Source organism: Neisseria bergeri (genome assembly GCA_003044455.1).
Taxonomy (GTDB): domain Bacteria; phylum Pseudomonadota; class Gammaproteobacteria; order Burkholderiales; family Neisseriaceae; genus Neisseria; species Neisseria bergeri.
Genome location: POWY01000002.1, coordinates 166308 through 182012, shown reverse-complemented (window position 1 = coordinate 182012; position 15705 = coordinate 166308). Strand labels below are relative to the sequence as shown.

Genomic DNA, 15705 nt, shown 5'->3' with positions numbered 1-15705 from the left:
GTCGGATATTGTTGGTTCGTTAACTTTTCCTTTATTGCCGCCTAAAGCGCGGGGTGACGGCACACCCAGCCGGTGTGGTATAAAGTACACACTTGAAAATAGAAATAAACCGATATTTGGTAGGCGGATAGATTAAGCGTATGGATTCATTTTGTAATGGGTTTGATTATCAAATATAATGCGCGCACAAAATATCCTTTGGGTTTTATCTTTTCCAATTCAAATTTGAACAATCAATAAAGAAAGCGTTTTTATGAACAAAAAACTTGCCTTAATGCCGCTGTTGATTTTGAGCGCGTTTTCGTCTGCCGCCGACAATACTCCGCAGCAGGGCGAACTCGGACAGGTTCATGTCCGTGCCGATGCCAAGCGCGTTAAAGCTGCCCGTTCTTACTCCATTGCCAGCGACGGCGACTTGCGCGACCGCGTGAACTTGGGTTTGTTGGGTAAGGCCAACGCCTTTACCGCGCCGATTACCGTCGTCAACTACGACGAACAAGCCCTCAACAACACCGAAGCGCGTACTTTGGTGGATGCCGTAGCGAAAAAAGACGCTTCCGTCTGGCAGTTCGGCGGCGAAAGCAACACGCTGACCGGTCTGTATTTCAGAGGTTATCAGCTTGACTCGCGCCAATTCAGCGTCAACGGTTTGGCAGGGATGTACGGCACGCAAGGCACAGCCAGCGTGCATGTCGGTTCCGCACAGCTGATTAAAGGCGCGTCCACCGCCGTAAACGGTATGGACCCTGAAGGCGCGGTATCCGGTTCCGTCAACATCGAAACCAAAAAAGCCGCCGATGAAGGCAACCGCAAAATCGGTTTGGGCTGGTTCAGCAACAACCGCGCCCAAGGTACGTTCGACTTGGGCCAACGCTTCGGCGAAAACAAAGAGTTCGGTGTGCGTGCCAACGGCAAACTGCGCCACGGTGATACCCCGCGCCACGGTTACAGCGAGGACAACAAAGAATTTGCCTTGAATGCCGACTATCGCGGCGAAAAATTGCGCGTGGCGTTCGATTCCATCTACGCGAAACGCAAAACCAACGGCGGCCGCGCGCGTATGCAGGATATTCAAAACGCCAACGGACGCTTGTTTGACGCACCTGAAGGCAAAGTGAATCTGGCACCGAGCTGGCAGGCTCAAAACACGCGCGGTCAGACCAATATGCTGACTTTTGAATGGGATGCGTTTGAAAATGCCCAAATTACAGGCGGCATCGGCTACAACAATGCGCGCTATTATGGCAATTTCGCCTCTCCGACCGTTACAGACAGCGGTTTAACCTACAATTCCGGTCGCGCGCGTTTGACCGACCAGCGTTTTAAAACGCTCAGTATGAATCTGACTGCACGCGGCGAATTTGAAACCGGTCCGGTAAGCCACAACTGGAGTACCGCATTTGACCGTATCGACCGCAAACGCACTACTTATCAAGGCGCACGTCAAACAAGAAGCAGCGTTATCGATCCGAGCATCGACATTCCTACTCAATTGGCAAAATTGGATTCCAACTTAGGCAGCGCATGGAATACAACACCTTCATTGGATACCGTGATCAAAGTAAACAGTTTGGCGGTATCTGACACGCTTGGTTTTGCCGACAACAAATACCGCCTCACTTTGGGTGGACGTTTCCAAGCCGTCGAGCAGAAAAACAAATTAAACGGCCGCAAAGCGGATGCGAGCCGTTTTAGCCCGATGTTGATGGCGGCATGGGTTCCGCAGCCTGATTTGGTGGTTTATGGCAACTATATGGAAGATTTGGAGCCGTCCGACATCCGTACCGATGATGACGGTCATGTAACGATGGCAGATCCGCGTGTCAGCCGCCAATTTGAAGTCGGCGTACGCAAAAACTGGGGCGACTTTGTCACCACTTTAAACGCGTTCCAAATCAAACGCCCGGGCTACTGGCGCGGCAACACGACCTCAGGAACTGATTTCGCAGCGCGCAAAAATGCAGGCTTGGCTTATAGCGGTTCGGAGCAAGGCATAGAACGCAGCCGCGGTATCGAGTTCAATACCTATGCCAACTTGTTGAACAAAACCCTGCGTCCGACTTTCGGTCTGATGTATCTGCAATCAACCGTAAAAGATTATCCGAATTTTGCCGACAATTTGGTTAACGGCGTACAAGTTGCCAACCCGCGCGTGATTGCCAAAGCAGGTGTTGAGTGGGATACTCCGTTTGCCAAAGGCTTGACTTTAAACGGAAACGTTTCGTATTTCGGTAAGTCTTACCAAGACACGCAAAAACAATACGCCTTCCCATCCTATACTTTGGTTGACGTAGGCGCGCGCTACAAAACCAAGCTCGGCAAAAATACTTTAACTGTCAGCAGCTCGGTAGAAAACCTGTTCAACAAAAACTACTGGCAGGTTCAGCGCGGCCAATACGACCGCAGCTTCGCCGTCGTCGGTATGCCGCGTACTTACTGGCTGAAAGCGGAATTGGATTTCTGATTTCTCTGCATCCGGAAAATGCCGTCCGAACAGGTTTCAGACGGCATTTCTTTTAAAGAGATATGGCGGGATATGCTTAAATAATGCTATTCTAGCGTCTTTGAAACCTGCTTGTTTGAAGTGATGAAAAAACCTTTGATTTCGGTTGCGGCAGTATTGCTCGGCGTTGCTTTGGGTACACCTTATTATTTGGGTGTCAAAGCCGAAGAAAGTCTGACGCAGCAGCAAAAAATATTGCAGGAAACGGGCTTCTTGACCGTCGAATCGCACCAATACGACCGTGGCTGGTTTACCTCTACGGAAACGACGGTCATCCGTCTGAAACCCGAATTGCTGCATAATGCGCAGAAATACCTGCCGGATAACCTGAGAACAGTGTTGGAACAGCCGGTTACGCTGGTAAACCATATCACGCACGGTCCTTTTGCCGGCGGATTCGGCACGCAGGCGCACATTGAAACCGAGTTCAAATACGCGCCTGAAACGGAAAAAGTTCTGGAACGCTTTTTTGGGAAACAAGCTCCGGTTTCCCTTGCCAATACCGTTTATTTCAACGGCAGCGGTAAAATGGAAGTCAGTGTTCCCGCCTTCGATTATGAAGAACTGTCGGGCATCAGGCTGCACTGGGAAGGCCTGACGGGGGAAACGGTTTATCAAAAAGGTTTCAAAAGCTACCGGAATGGCTATGATGCCCCCTTGTTTAAAATCAAGCTGGCAGATAAAGGCGATGCCGCGTTTGAAAAAATGCATTTCGATTCGGAAACTTCAGACGGCATCAATCCGCTTGCTTTGGGCAGCAGTAATCTGACCTTGGAAAAATTTTCCTTAGAATGGAAAGAGGGTGTCGATTACAACGTCAAGTTAAACGAACTGGTCAATCTTGTTACCGATTTGCAGATTGGCGCGTTTATCAATCCCAACGGCAGCATCGCACCTTCCAAAATCGAAGTCGGCAAACTGGCTTTTTCAACCAAGACCGGGGAATCAGGCTCATTTATCAACAGTGAAGGGCAGTTCCGTTTTGACACTCTGGTTTACGGCGATGAAAAATATGGTCCGCTGGACATCCATATCGCCGCCGAACATCTCGATGCTTCTGCCTTAACCGTATTGAAACGCAAGTTTGCACAAATTTCTGCCAAAAAAATGACCGAGGAGCAAATCCGCAATGATTTGATTACTGCAGTCAAAGGCGAGGCTTCTGGATTATTTACCCATAACCCGGTGCTAAATATCAAAACTTTCCGTTTCACCCTGCCTCAGGGAAGAATTGATGTGGGCGGAAAAATCATGTTTAAAGACATGAAGAAGGAAGATTTGAACCAATTGGGACTGATGTTGAAGAAAACCGAGGCAGACATCAGAATGAGTATTCCTCAAAAAATGTTGGAAGATTTGGCGGTAAGTCAGGCCAGAAATATTTTCAGTGTAAATGCCGAAGATGAGGCGGAAGCCAGAGCAAGCATTGCCGATATTAATGAAACATTGCGCCTGATGGTGGACAGTACGGTTCAAAGTATGGCAAGGGAAAAATATCTTACTTTAGACGGTAATCAGATTGATACTGCCATTTCTCTGAAAAACAATCAGTTGAAACTGAACGGTAAAACGTTGCAAAACGAACCGGAGCCGAATTTTGATGAAGGCGATATGGTTTCAGAGCCGCAGCAGTAATGGGTCAAATGCCGTCTGAAATATTCAGGCGGCATTTTGTTGTATTGGAAACTGCCGTTTTCAACCATTCTTTCAGATAAGCCGTGTCGGATTCGTTTTTAGACCGGAGGAAATATTTTAATCCGCTGTAAAATAGAAAATGCCGCCTGAACATTTCAGACGGCATTTGCTCAAATAAACCTTATCGGCTGTTTATTCAGTCGGATTTATTTTTTCTTTTGCGGAGGCAGGTCGGTACAAGTGCCCAAAGCCACTTCCGCAGCCATACCGATGGATTCGCCCAAGGTCGGGTGCGGGTGGATGGTTTTGCCGATGTCTGCCGCATCGCAGCCCATTTCGATGGCAAGGCAGACTTCGCCGATCATGTCGCCACCGTTCGGACCGACAATGCCGCCGCCGATGATGCGGCCGGTTTCGGCATCGAAAATCAGCTTGGTAAAGCCGTTGTCGCAACCGTTGGCAATCGCGCGGCCGGAAGCAGCCCACGGGAAGTTGGCTTTGGTGATTTTGCGGCCGGATGCTTTGGCGGACAATTCGGTTTCGCCCACCCACGCCACTTCGGGGGAGGTGTAGGCAACGCCCGGAATCACGCGCGCGTCGAAGTAGGCTTTGTGGCCGGCGCAGTTTTCAGCGGCAACGTGGCCTTCGTGAACGGCTTTGTGTGCCAACATCGGTTGACCGACGATATCGCCGATAGCGTAGATGTGCGGCACGTTGGTGCGCATTTGTTTGTCAACTTCGATGAAGCCGCGATCGGTTACGGCAACGCCTGCTTTTTCCGCGCTGATGAGTTTGCCGTTGGGCGCGCGGCCGGCGGCAACCAATACGGCATCGTAGCGTTGCGGCTCTTTCGGCGCGTTCGCGCCTTCAAAGGTAACGTAAACGCCGTCTTCTTTCGGCTCGACTGCAACGGTTTTGGTGTTGACCATAATGTTGTCAAAACGGTATTCGTTTTGTTTTTGCCATACTTTCACCAAGTCGCGGTCTGCGCCTTGCATCAGGCCGTCCATCATTTCAACTACATCCAAACGCGACCCCAGTGTGCTGTAAACCGTACCCATCTCGAGGCCGATAATGCCGCCGCCGATAATCAGCAGTTTGCCCGGTACTTCTTTCAGCGCCAATGCGCCGCTGGAATCGATGATGCGCGGATCTTCAGGAATGAAAGGCAGTTTGGTTACGCGGCTGCCTGCTGCAATGATACAGTTTTTGAAGGCAACGATTTTTTTCTCGCCGGTAGGGGCTGCCTGTTCGTACGCGTCGCCGGCAGTCAGCGACACTTCCAAGTGGTGCGGATCCAAGAATTGTCCGTCGCCTTGGATAACGTCCACTTTACGGCCTTTAGCCATGCCTGCCAAACCGCCGGTCAGACGGGAAACCACACCGTCTTTATAGGCGCGCAGCATGTCGATATCGAGTTCAGGCTCAGGGTATTTGATACCGTTGGCAGCCAAGTGGCGTACTTCATCGATAACGGCAGCATTGTGCAACAGGGCTTTGGAAGGGATACAGCCTACGTTCAAGCAAACGCCGCCCAAAGTTTTGTAACGCTCGACGATGGCAACTTTCAAGCCTTCGTCAGCAGCGGCAAATGCAGCAGAATAACCGCCAGGGCCGCCACCCAATACGACTACGTCGTATTCGGCATCGGCAGAACCGCCGAATTGAGCAGCTTGAGGAGCAGGAGCGGCTGCTTTAGGTGCTTCTTGTGCAGGGGCAGCAGGCACTTCGGCTTTAGGAGCAGCAGCTGCACCTTCGGCCTCAACGACAACAATCAAACCGCCTTCGGAGATTTTGTCGCCTACTTTAACTTTAACTTCTTTGACCACGCCTGCAACTTCGGCAGGTACGTCCATAGTCGCTTTATCGGTTTCCAAGGTAATCAGGGTATCGTCAATGGCGATGGTATCGCCCACATTCACTTCAACCGCGATAATATCTACATTTTCGTGTCCGCCAATGTCGGGCACTTTCAATTCAACTAAGCTCATGTCTCATCTTTCTGAATGATGTTCAAACTTCCTTTTCAGACGGCACAGACCGCTATGCCGTCTGAAGCCGATCGGGTTACAGGGTAATGCGGCGGAAGTCTTTCAACAGCTTCGCCAAGAATACGGTGAAGCGCATACCGGCGGCACCGTCGATGACACGGTGGTCGAAGGACAGGCTCAATGGGCACATCAGGCGAGGAGCAAATTCTTTGCCGTTCCAAACCGGTTTGATTTGAGATTTGCACACACCCAAGATAGCAACTTCAGGAGCATTCACGATTGGTGTGAAGCCTGTACCGCCGATACCGCCCAAGCTGGAAATAGTAAAGCATGCGCCTTGCATTTCTTGTGGTTTGAGCTTGCCTTCGCGGGCTTTTTTAGACAATTCGGTCAGCTCTTGGCTGATTTGTTTCAAGCCTTTTTGATCTACGTCTTTGATTACCGGAACAACCAAGCCGTTAGGTGTGTCGGCTGCGAAACCGATGTTGAAATAGTTTTTCAGCACCAAGTTGTCGCCATCCAGAGAAGCATTGAATTCAGGGAAGGCTTTCAGCGCAGCAACAGAGGCTTTGATAATGAACGCTAATGGGGACAGTTTCACGCCTTCGCGTTCCCATTCTTTGTTCAGCTGTTTGCGGAATTCTTCCAATTCGGTCATGTCCGCTTCTTCGTGTACGGTAACGTGAGGAATCACAACCCAGTTGCGGGACAGATTTTGACCGGAGATTTTCTTAATGCGGGACAGTTCTTTAACTTCGACATTGCCGAATTTAGAGAAGTCCACTTTAGGCCATGGCAACAAGTCCAGACCGCCGCCCAAAGAAGCAGCGGCAGGTTTGCCTGCACCGCTTTGCATAACGGATTTAACGAAGGCTTTAACGTCTTCGCCCATGATACGGCCTTTCAGACCGGTACCTTTAACTTGACCCAAGTCCACGCCCAATTCGCGCGCCAGTTTGCGTGCGGAAGGACCTGCATGAGCTTTTGCGAATGCAGCTTCGTCGATTTTGGCAGCAGCAGGTGCAGCAGGTGCAGGCGCGGCGGCCGGAGCGGCAGGAGTCGGAGCGGCAGCCGGTGCAGGTGCGGCAGCTTGAGCGGCAGGAGCCGGAGCTGCTGCGGCAGAGCCGGCGGTTTCTACCTCGATAATAGCAGAGCCTTCGGATACTTTGTCGCCGACTTTCAGGAATACGGCTTTAACGACACCGGCGGCGGTACAAGGTACGTCCATCGTCGCTTTGTCGGTTTCCAAAGTAATCAGCGTGTCGTCTTCGGCAACGGTATCGCCAACTTTAATTTCGACGGCGATTACATCTACATCGGTATGACCGCCGATGTCGGGGACGGCTACTTGGACGGTCGCACCGCCTGCGGCAGCGGGTGCGGCAGCAGGCGCAGCAGGAGCTTCTGCTGCAGGAGCAGGAGCGGCATCAGCAGTGGCAGCACCGGTTTCAACGGTCAGAATAACGCCGCCTTCAGAGATTTTATCGCCCACTTTAACTTTAACTTCTTTCACAACGCCGGCCGCATCGGCAGGTACGTCCATAGTGGCTTTGTCGGTTTCCAACGTAATCAGGGTGTCGTCAACGGCAATAGTGTCGCCCACTTTAACTTCTACGGCGATGATGTCGACGTTTTCATGACCGCCGATATCAGGGACTTTGATTTCTACGATACTCATTTGAGTTCCTTTAATATTTTCAGTTTGATGCCGTCTGAAAATTTGCTTCATACGGCATTGGTACAGTTTGTTCAAACCATTCAAGCATTCGGTTTTCAGACGGCCTGATGTCTGAATGAAGCAAACAGGCCGTCTGAAATATCAATTAGCGTTTCCAGCTAGGGGCTGAATCGGCCTTGATACCATATTTTTCAATAGCTTGTTGAACGGTTTCTTTGCTGACTTTGCCTTGCTCGGCCAATGCGCTCAATGCAGCAACGGCAACGTTGTAGCGGTCAACTTCGAAGAAGCTGCGCAGGTTGGCGCGGCTGTCGGAACGACCGAAGCCGTCAGTACCCAAGACGTGGTAATCGTTCGGGATATAGGCGCGGATACGGTCGGCATAGCTGCGGATATAGTCGGTAGCGGCAATCACTGGGCCGTCATGACCTTGCAGTTGAGAAGTAACAAATGGTACTTTGGCAGTTTCCAAAGGATTCAGGCGGTTGAAACGTTCTGCTTCGATAGCGTCGCGATGCAACAGGTTGAAAGATGGGCAAGACCAGATGTCTGCTTCTACACCGAAGTCGGCTTTCAACAATTCAGCACCGGCAATGACTTCTTGCAGAATCGTACCGGAACCCATCAGTTGGACTTTCTTGTCGCCTTTGCCGCCGGCTTTCAGCAGGTACATACCTTTGAGGATGTCTTGTTCCGCACCTTCCGGCATATCCGGATGGGTGTAGTTCTCGTTCATCAGGGTGATGTAGTAGAACACGTCTTCATTATTGGCATACATACGGCGCAGACCGTCTTGTACGATGACGGCTACTTCGTATTGGAAGGTCGGATCGTAAGAAACGCAGTTCGGAATCAAATCTGCTTGAATATGGCTGTGGCCGTCTTCGTGTTGCAGACCTTCGCCGTTCAGCGTCGTACGGCCGGCAGTACCACCCAATAGGAAGCCGCGTGCGTGCATATCGCCTGCCGCCCAAGCCAAGTCGCCGATACGTTGGAAACCGAACATAGAGTAGTAGATGTAGAAAGGAATCATCGCAAAGTTGCTGTTGGCGTAGCTGGTTGCAGCAGCGATCCAGTCAGCCATTGCGCCCGGTTCGTTAATACCTTCTTGCAAGATTTGACCGTCGACAGATTCTTTATAGAACATCAGTTGGTCTTTATCTTGAGGGGTATATTGTTGGCCTTTGGGATTCCAAATACCGTATTGGCGGAACATACCTTCCATACCGAAAGTACGGCTTTCGTCGGGAACGATAGGTACGACGCGTTTGCCGATTTTTTTGTCTTTCAACAAGGTTGACAAAATGCGGACAAATGCCATAGTGGTTGAGAATTCGCGGTCGCCGCTGGATTTGAGTTGTGCGTCGAATGCCGACAGCTCGGGCACTTCCAATACTTCCTGCGTCGGTTTGCGTTGCGGCAGGTAGCCGCCCAAAGCATCGCGGCGTGCGTGCAGGTATTTGTACTCTTCACTGTCGGGAGCGAAAGTCAGGTAAGGCAGATCGCCACTGTCGATTTGCTCGTCGGTAACAGGAATGTCAAAGCGGTCGCGGAATTGTTTCAGAGACGCTTTGTCCATTTTTTTGGCTTGGTGGGCAACGTTCTGACCTTCGCCGGATGCGCCCATACCGTAACCTTTAATGGTTTTCGCCAAGATGACGGTAGGTTTGCCGTCGGCATGGTTCGCTGCGCGGTCGTAGGCGTTGTACACTTTTTGAGGGTCGTGACCGCCGCGGTTCAATGCCCAAATTTCGTCATCGGTCATATCGGCAACCAATGCTTTCAGTTCGGGCGTATTGAAGAAGTGTTCGCGCACATACGCTCCGTCTTTGGATTTGTAAGTTTGGTAGTCGCCGTCCAAACATTCTTCCATACGTTGGCGCAGGATGCCGTCTTTGTCTTTTGCCAAGAGGCGGTCCCAACGGCGGCCCCAAATGACTTTGACGACATTCCAGCCGGCACCGGCAAAGTTGCCTTCCAGCTCTTGAATGATTTTGCCGTTGCCGCGCACCGGGCCGTCCAAGCGTTGCAGGTTGCAGTTGATGACGAAAATCAGGTTGTCCAAGCCTTCGCGTGCAGCTAGCGCGATTGCACCTTGGGATTCGGGTTCGTCCATTTCGCCGTCGCCGCAGAAACACCATACTTTACGGCCTTTGGTTTTTGCCAAGCCGCGTGATTCCAAGTATTTCAGGAAACGCGCCTGATAAATCGCCATGATGGGACCCAAGCCCATGGATACGGTCGGGAACTGCCAGAAGTCGGGCAAGAGGTGGGGGTGTGGATAGGAAGGCAGACCGTGTCCGTCCACTTCTTGGCGGAAGTTGTTCAGTTGATCTTCAGTCAGACGGCCTTCGACGAAGGCGCGTGCATAGATGCCCGGGGCAACGTGGCCTTGGAAGAAGACCAAATCGCCTTCTTCGCCTTCGCCCTTGGCTTTCCAGAAGTGGTTGAAACCGACTTCATACATGGTGGCGGCAGATTGGAAAGATGCGATGTGCCCACCCAGTTCCAAATCTTTCTTGCCGGCGCGCAGTACGATGGCGGCGGCGTTCCAGCGCACGAATGCACGGATGCGGTGTTCGATGTTTTGGTCGCCCGGAATGCCTTTTTCGTTTTCGACGGAAACGGTATTCAAATACGGGGTGGTCGTGCCGTGGGGCATACGTACGCCTTTGTCGCGGCAGTATTTGACCAGGTTTTCCAAGAGGTATTGCGCGCGTTCGCCGCCTTCATATTCGAGGACGGAGCTTAACGCGTCCAACCACTCTTGGGTTTCGATAGGGTCAACATCGTGTAATTGGGTGGACATAGTATCTATCCTTTATGTTGAGTGTTTAATCGGCAGGGAGGGTGTAGCCAACCCCTTTATTTTCGTTTGTGAAAAATAATAAGCAAAAACGAAAATTTCTAAATCAAACCGAAACAAAATAATTTAAGTCCAATGTTTTCAAAAAATTATAAAAGTCTTGGAAACAAGGGAAAACTTGAAAAAATGTTCGGTCTGCTCCACACGAAATCCTATCAGCAATCGGGTCTGCTGGCAAATAACCATGCTTTTAAAAGCAGGTTTTGTTCCGAAGTGGGCGTTTGGTAAGGACAGGTCTTTTTGATTGCGAAAACATTCTGTTTAATTTTGGTTATATTTTTTCGGAATTGTGGGATATCGAATCGTTATGTCTCTGCCGGCAATTTTCCTATTGTAGAAAATCTATACACAAGCTTTGTGGATAACCGTGTTGATAAGCCACGGCTTGTGTTAAAAAAGTCTTACGCAACAAATGTACGCTTATTTTGATTAAAAAATAGGCACATTTAAATCTATAAAAATCATGTAATTATGTTCAATATGATGTTTCTGGTTATGTTTTTGCCGTCTGTAATCGGATTTGTCCCGTGCTTGGGGCAGGGGGTGAATTTTGGAGGTTGGTGCAAAACCTGCTTTTTTCGCGTTACAATCTGCACCCGATTTACTTTTGAATCTGCCTGTTTGGAAAAATACTTTTATGAAAGCCAGCCAATTTTTCATTTCCACCCTGAAAGAAGCCCCTGCCGAAGCCGCGCTTGCCAGCCACAAGCTGATGATTCGCGCCGGTCTGATTAAGGCCAACGCGTCCGGCCTTTATACTTGGATGCCGATGGGGCTGCGCGTGTTGCGCAAAGTCGAAAACGTCGTGCGCGAGGAAATGGCGCGCGCGGGCAGCGTGGAGCTGCTGATGCCGGTGGTGCAGCCTGCCGAACTGTGGCAGGAATCCGGCCGCTGGGAGTTTTACGGTAAAGAACTGCTGCGCCTGAAAGACCGCCACGACCGCGATTTCTGCATGGGCCCGACCTGCGAGGAAGTCATTGCCGACATCGTGCGCAAAGAAATCAACAGCTACAAACAACTGCCAACAAACTTTTACCACATCCAAACCAAATTCCGCGACGAAGTGCGCCCGCGTTTCGGCGTGATGCGCGCGCGTGAGTTTGTAATGAAAGACGCTTATTCCTTCCACGCCGACTACGCCTCGCTTCAGACGGCCTATCAAGATATGTACGACGCTTACTGCCGTATCTTCACCCGTCTGGGCTTGGAGTTTCGCCCTGTCGCCGCAGACACCGGCAGCATCGGCGGTACCGGCTCTCACGAGTTTCAAGTGTTGGCGGAAAGCGGCGAAGATGTCATTGCGTACAGCGACACTTCCGATTACGCCGCCAATATCGAGCTGGCACCGACCTTGCCGCTCAAAGGCGGACGTGCCGCCGCTCGGGCGGATTTGGTCAAAGTGCATACGCCGAATGTTAAAACCATTGATTCATTGGTTGAATTTCTCAATATTCCGGTTGAACAAACACTCAAATCCATCGTGGTCGAAAGCGAAAACGGAGGCGAACTCGTCCTGCTGCTGTTGCGTGGCGACCATGAGTTTAACGACATCAAGGCAGAAAAACTGGCCGGCGTAAAATCGCCACTGACCATGGCAGATCCTGCCGCCATCCGCGCGCAGTTCGGTGCAAACGGCGGCTCGCTCGGCCCTGTCGGCTTCACAGGCAAAGTCTATGCCGATTTCGCCACCGAAAAAGGCGCGGACTGGGTTATCGGCGCGAACGAAGACAGCTACCACTACACCGGCTTCAACTTCGGGCGCGACGCTGCCGAGCCTGAATTTGTCGATTTGCGTAATGTTGTCGAAGGCGACGAAAGCCCCGACGGGCGAGGCCGTCTGAAACTCGCACGCGGCATCGAAGTCGGACACGTTTTCCAATTGCGTGACAAATATACCCGGGCGATGAACGTCAGCTTCCTCGACAACAACGGCAAATCGCAAATTATGGAAATGGGCTGCTACGGCATCGGCATCACCCGCGTCGTTGCCGCCGCCATCGAGCAGAGCAACGATGAAAAAGGCATCATCTGGACGAAGGCGATGGCACCGTTTGAAGTTGTTATCGTGCCGATGAACTACAAAAAATCCGACACTGTGCGCGAAGCCGCCGACAAAATTTACGCCGAACTGCTGGCGGCAGGCGCGGATGTGCTGCTGGACGACCGCGACGAACGCGCAGGCGTACTGCTGAACGATTCCGAGCTGTTGGGGATTCCGCACCGCATCGTCATCGGCGACCGCGCTTTGAAAGAAGGCAATGTCGAATACGCCGAACGCCGCAACAACGAAGCGCAGGCAGTTGCAATCGGAGAAATTGTTGCGCGTGTAACAGCTTCATTAAATGGGTAAGCTTGGTCGAATGCCGTCTGAAAATAATTTCAGACGGCATTTTTATTTAGGGGGAAAGTGAAGTGGCTTCAGTAAAAACAATCAATATGGACAAGGGTGCAAAAAAATACGGAAAAATCTACGAAATCTCACTCCCAAATGGGAAATTTACTTATATATGTAGGGTAAGGCAATACGAGTTTGGTATTTTTGATTATCTCTCAGAAAAGACAGCCAATACGGATGAGCTTCTTTCTGTTGGGTTTAAGACTTATAAATCCTGTATAGAAACAGCTATAAGAAAGAAGATTTGGAAACTAATAGGACAGGTTGATTTAGAGAAGGAAAATATAATATATCCAGATTTAGCGATTTTCTTGTCATACAATAAAGAACTTTTTATTAGACAATCAAGAGTGATGAGAAATGGAAATCCTTTGGTAGTGCCTCAAAAAGATTACATAGACTTACTAAAAAGGGGATATGTATATGGTTTCTTTGATGATTACAAAATCTTTGAACTCTGGCTGTCTAGTAATATAGAGAATTATCCAGAAAATCAAGACATATTTCCTTTGCCATCTCAGTATTTATTTTGAGTGCGAGCTCGTGTTGCTGGTCGGTAAGGATTCAGACGGCATGGGCGAGGGTGAAGATATTTTGGGATGTGTCGCAGGATATGGTGTAGGGTTGGACCTTACGGTACGGGATATCCAATGCCGTCTGAAGGAAAAAGGGCTGCCTTGGTTGAAGGCAAAGGGATTCAGGCATTCTGCATGTGTTTCGGACTTCGTGGCGGCGAACAAGGTTTCCAGCCAATCCTTCCTTTTTTCATTGAGGCAGAACGGTATATTGAAACAGAGGGGCAACACGGAAATGATGCTTTGCCCGCTCAGGATGGTTTTATGCGAGCTGGTTCTGTCCTATGGCTTGAAAAAAGGTGATCTGGTATTTACCGGAACACCTTCAGGTGTAGGGAAAATCAGCGAGGGGGACAGATTGGAACTGGAATTGGACGGGCTTGTAGAAGCTTTTTTTACGGTAGCCCGAAAATAAGGCAGACTTATTCGTCCCGTCCGTTAAAAAATTCTTCCGAACTACCTTCGAAGAAACTTTGCAGGATTGCCTGTGCGGCTACTTGGTCGAGAACGGATTTCCTTTTTTTGCCAAAAACTTGTGCTTCTGAAAGCAGGCCTTCCGCATAGACGGACGACAGCCGTTCGTCCACCCAATAGACGGGAAGCCCGAATCTGCCGTGCAGCCTGCGTCCGAACTTGCGCGACAGGTGCGTCATTTCGTGTTCCGTGCCGTCAGTATGGACAGGCAGTCCGACGACAAAATAACGCGGCTGCCATTCTTGAACCAGCTTGGCGATTGCCGCGAATTTTTCATCGTTGCTGCAGCCGGTAACGGTGGCCAGCGGATGGGACAGCCCCAATTCCGCATCGCCCTGCGCCACGCCGATGCGCGCTTCGCCGAAGTCGAACGCCAGTGCCGTTCCTTTTGGAATTTTATGCATGGCCGGCTCCCGAAAACAGGGCGAGCGGGTCGATGCCGAGTTTGGCGAATGCGGCGGCGTAACGGTGTTCGTAGGGGATGTCGAACAGGATATGTTCGTCGGCGGGAACGGTCAGCCACGCATTGTCGGCAAGTTCGCGTTCGAGCTGGCCTTTTCCCCAGCTTGAATAGCCGATACTGATTAATATTTTGTCAACCGCGCCTTCGCGTGAAATATTTTCAATCACGTCTCGGGAAGAAGTCAGCGCGATATTGTCCGAAACGCCGATACTGCTTTGCCAGTTGCCGATCGGGGTATGCACGACATAACCTCGCTCGACTTGCACCGGCCCGCCCATCATCACGCTGTCGTGCTGCATCCGCAAGGGGATGTTTTTGCCGGTGGCGGAAAAAATCATGTCCATCGTAATCGGAGAGGGTTTGTTGATGGCGATGCCGAGTGCGCCGTCTTCATCGTGTTTGCAGATATAGACGACCGATTGTGCAAAAAACGCGTCTCCCATATCGGGCATGGCGACGAGAAAGTGGTTGGACAGGTTCATATCAGCGTTTGTCGGGATTTTCTATCGGGTTGGAAATAATGCAGGCGCCAGCAAGCATTTTGCCGGAAGTGCCCGCTTGAGGCATATTGGTTTGCAGGTTGCTGCCGAAACAGGAAACCACACTTAAGGAATTTTTCGGAGAACCTTGGACGATTTTATCGCTGTAAACCAAATAAGCGAAAGTTTTACGTTTCGGATCATAATAACGGACAATCTGCCGGCTCTTGAACGCGAAGCTCGTACCGTGCTTGAAAATTTCTTTCGGTTTGCGCACGGCGGTTTCGTCAAAAGAAATCGAAGATGCCGTCTGAACGCACGAAACCGATGCGTCGGACGCGTCCTCTTCCAAATTGACCATTTCCTTCAAACCGCCTTTTTTTGCATACGAAATATAACAGGAAACCCCTCGAACGTCGGGATCGTCGAATCCTTCCACTTCGATACGGTCGTTTTTGCCCAGCATATTGAAAACGGTGCTGACCCGTCCGATTTTATCGGTTTCGCCGCTGCCGCAGGCAGTCAGCAGGACGGCGGCAGACAGCAGTAGCAGTCTGTTCATCAAAATTTCCTTATCGGTTGAATCACCGTTTTCCGGAAGGCGGCAGGGCTTGCTTTGTTTGGATGGGCGCACGCTCCCGAATCG

The 15705-nt window shown here is 50.7% G+C and carries 12 protein-coding genes and 1 pseudogene; 5 read left to right on the top strand and 8 right to left on the bottom strand.

Going from position 1 to position 15705, the window contains the following annotated elements; all coding sequences use genetic code 11:
* Positions 1-253: 253 nt before the first annotated feature.
* Both DBY86_RS03930 and DBY86_RS03925 read left to right on the top strand, forming a co-directional pair.
* A complete protein-coding gene (locus DBY86_RS03930) occupies positions 254-2464 on the top strand; it encodes a TonB-dependent receptor (RefSeq protein WP_107818995.1) in 2211 nt (736 codons plus the stop codon).
* A 123-nt stretch (positions 2465-2587) separates the two neighbouring features.
* Entirely contained in the window at positions 2588-4138 is a 1551-nt protein-coding gene (locus tag DBY86_RS03925) for a YdgA family protein (protein ID WP_107818994.1), read from the top strand.
* Between the two features lie 4 nt (positions 4139-4142).
* Here DBY86_RS03925 and DBY86_RS12890 read toward each other — a convergent pair whose 3' ends face one another.
* The 5 genes from DBY86_RS12890 to DBY86_RS12885 form a co-directional block, all read right to left on the bottom strand.
* A complete protein-coding gene (locus tag DBY86_RS12890; RefSeq protein ID WP_159068544.1) occupies positions 4143-4304 on the bottom strand; it encodes a hypothetical protein in 162 nt (53 codons plus the stop codon).
* Positions 4305-4344: 40 nt separating this feature from the next.
* Entirely contained in the window at positions 4345-6129 is a 1785-nt protein-coding gene (lpdA, locus tag DBY86_RS03920; RefSeq protein ID WP_107818993.1) for a dihydrolipoyl dehydrogenase, read from the bottom strand.
* 76 nt (positions 6130-6205) lie between these two features.
* Positions 6206-7807 carry a dihydrolipoyllysine-residue acetyltransferase gene (gene aceF, locus DBY86_RS03915; RefSeq protein WP_107818992.1) on the bottom strand — a complete coding sequence of 534 codons (1602 nt, stop codon included), beginning with the start codon at positions 7805-7807 and terminating at the stop codon, positions 6206-6208.
* 145 nt (positions 7808-7952) lie between these two features.
* Positions 7953-10616: a pyruvate dehydrogenase (acetyl-transferring), homodimeric type gene (gene aceE, locus DBY86_RS03910; protein ID WP_107818991.1), complete on the bottom strand. Its 2664-nt coding sequence runs from the start codon at positions 10614-10616 to the stop codon at positions 7953-7955.
* Between the two features lie 486 nt (positions 10617-11102).
* Positions 11103-11333 carry a hypothetical protein gene (locus tag DBY86_RS12885; RefSeq protein ID WP_153559842.1) on the bottom strand — a complete coding sequence of 77 codons (231 nt, stop codon included), beginning with the start codon at positions 11331-11333 and terminating at the stop codon, positions 11103-11105.
* Between DBY86_RS12885 and DBY86_RS03900 the strand changes: the two genes are divergently transcribed.
* From DBY86_RS03900 to DBY86_RS03890, 3 genes and pseudogenes are all read left to right on the top strand, one after another.
* On the top strand, positions 11311-13023 hold the full coding sequence (locus DBY86_RS03900; protein WP_002257224.1) for a proline--tRNA ligase: 1713 nt from the start codon (positions 11311-11313) through the stop codon (positions 13021-13023). The two genes, DBY86_RS12885 and DBY86_RS03900, sit on opposite strands and share 23 nt — an antisense overlap.
* Before the next feature lie 62 nt (positions 13024-13085).
* Complete coding sequence (locus DBY86_RS14090; protein WP_107818990.1) at positions 13086-13601, top strand: Imm26 family immunity protein; 516 nt, start codon at positions 13086-13088, stop codon at positions 13599-13601.
* A pseudogene (locus DBY86_RS03890) lies at positions 13591-14058 on the top strand (fumarylacetoacetate hydrolase family protein); the annotation flags it as partial. The gene DBY86_RS14090 and the pseudogene DBY86_RS03890, both read left to right, overlap by 11 nt.
* Positions 14059-14065: 7 nt before the next feature.
* Here the strand turns inward: DBY86_RS03890 and ruvX are convergent.
* Genes ruvX through DBY86_RS03875 form a run of 3 tightly spaced genes read right to left on the bottom strand, consistent with a single transcriptional unit; the run spans position 14066 to position 15621 of the window.
* Positions 14066-14521, bottom strand: coding sequence for a Holliday junction resolvase RuvX (gene ruvX, locus DBY86_RS03885; RefSeq protein WP_002257221.1), 456 nt, complete (start codon positions 14519-14521; stop codon positions 14066-14068).
* Positions 14514-15062: a YqgE/AlgH family protein gene (locus tag DBY86_RS03880; protein WP_107818989.1), complete on the bottom strand. Its 549-nt coding sequence runs from the start codon at positions 15060-15062 to the stop codon at positions 14514-14516. Before DBY86_RS03880 ends, ruvX begins: the two co-directional genes overlap by 8 nt.
* Before the next feature lies 1 nt (position 15063).
* Positions 15064-15621, bottom strand: coding sequence for a CreA family protein (locus DBY86_RS03875; RefSeq protein ID WP_107818988.1), 558 nt, complete (start codon positions 15619-15621; stop codon positions 15064-15066).
* Between the last annotated feature and the right edge of the window lie 84 nt (positions 15622-15705).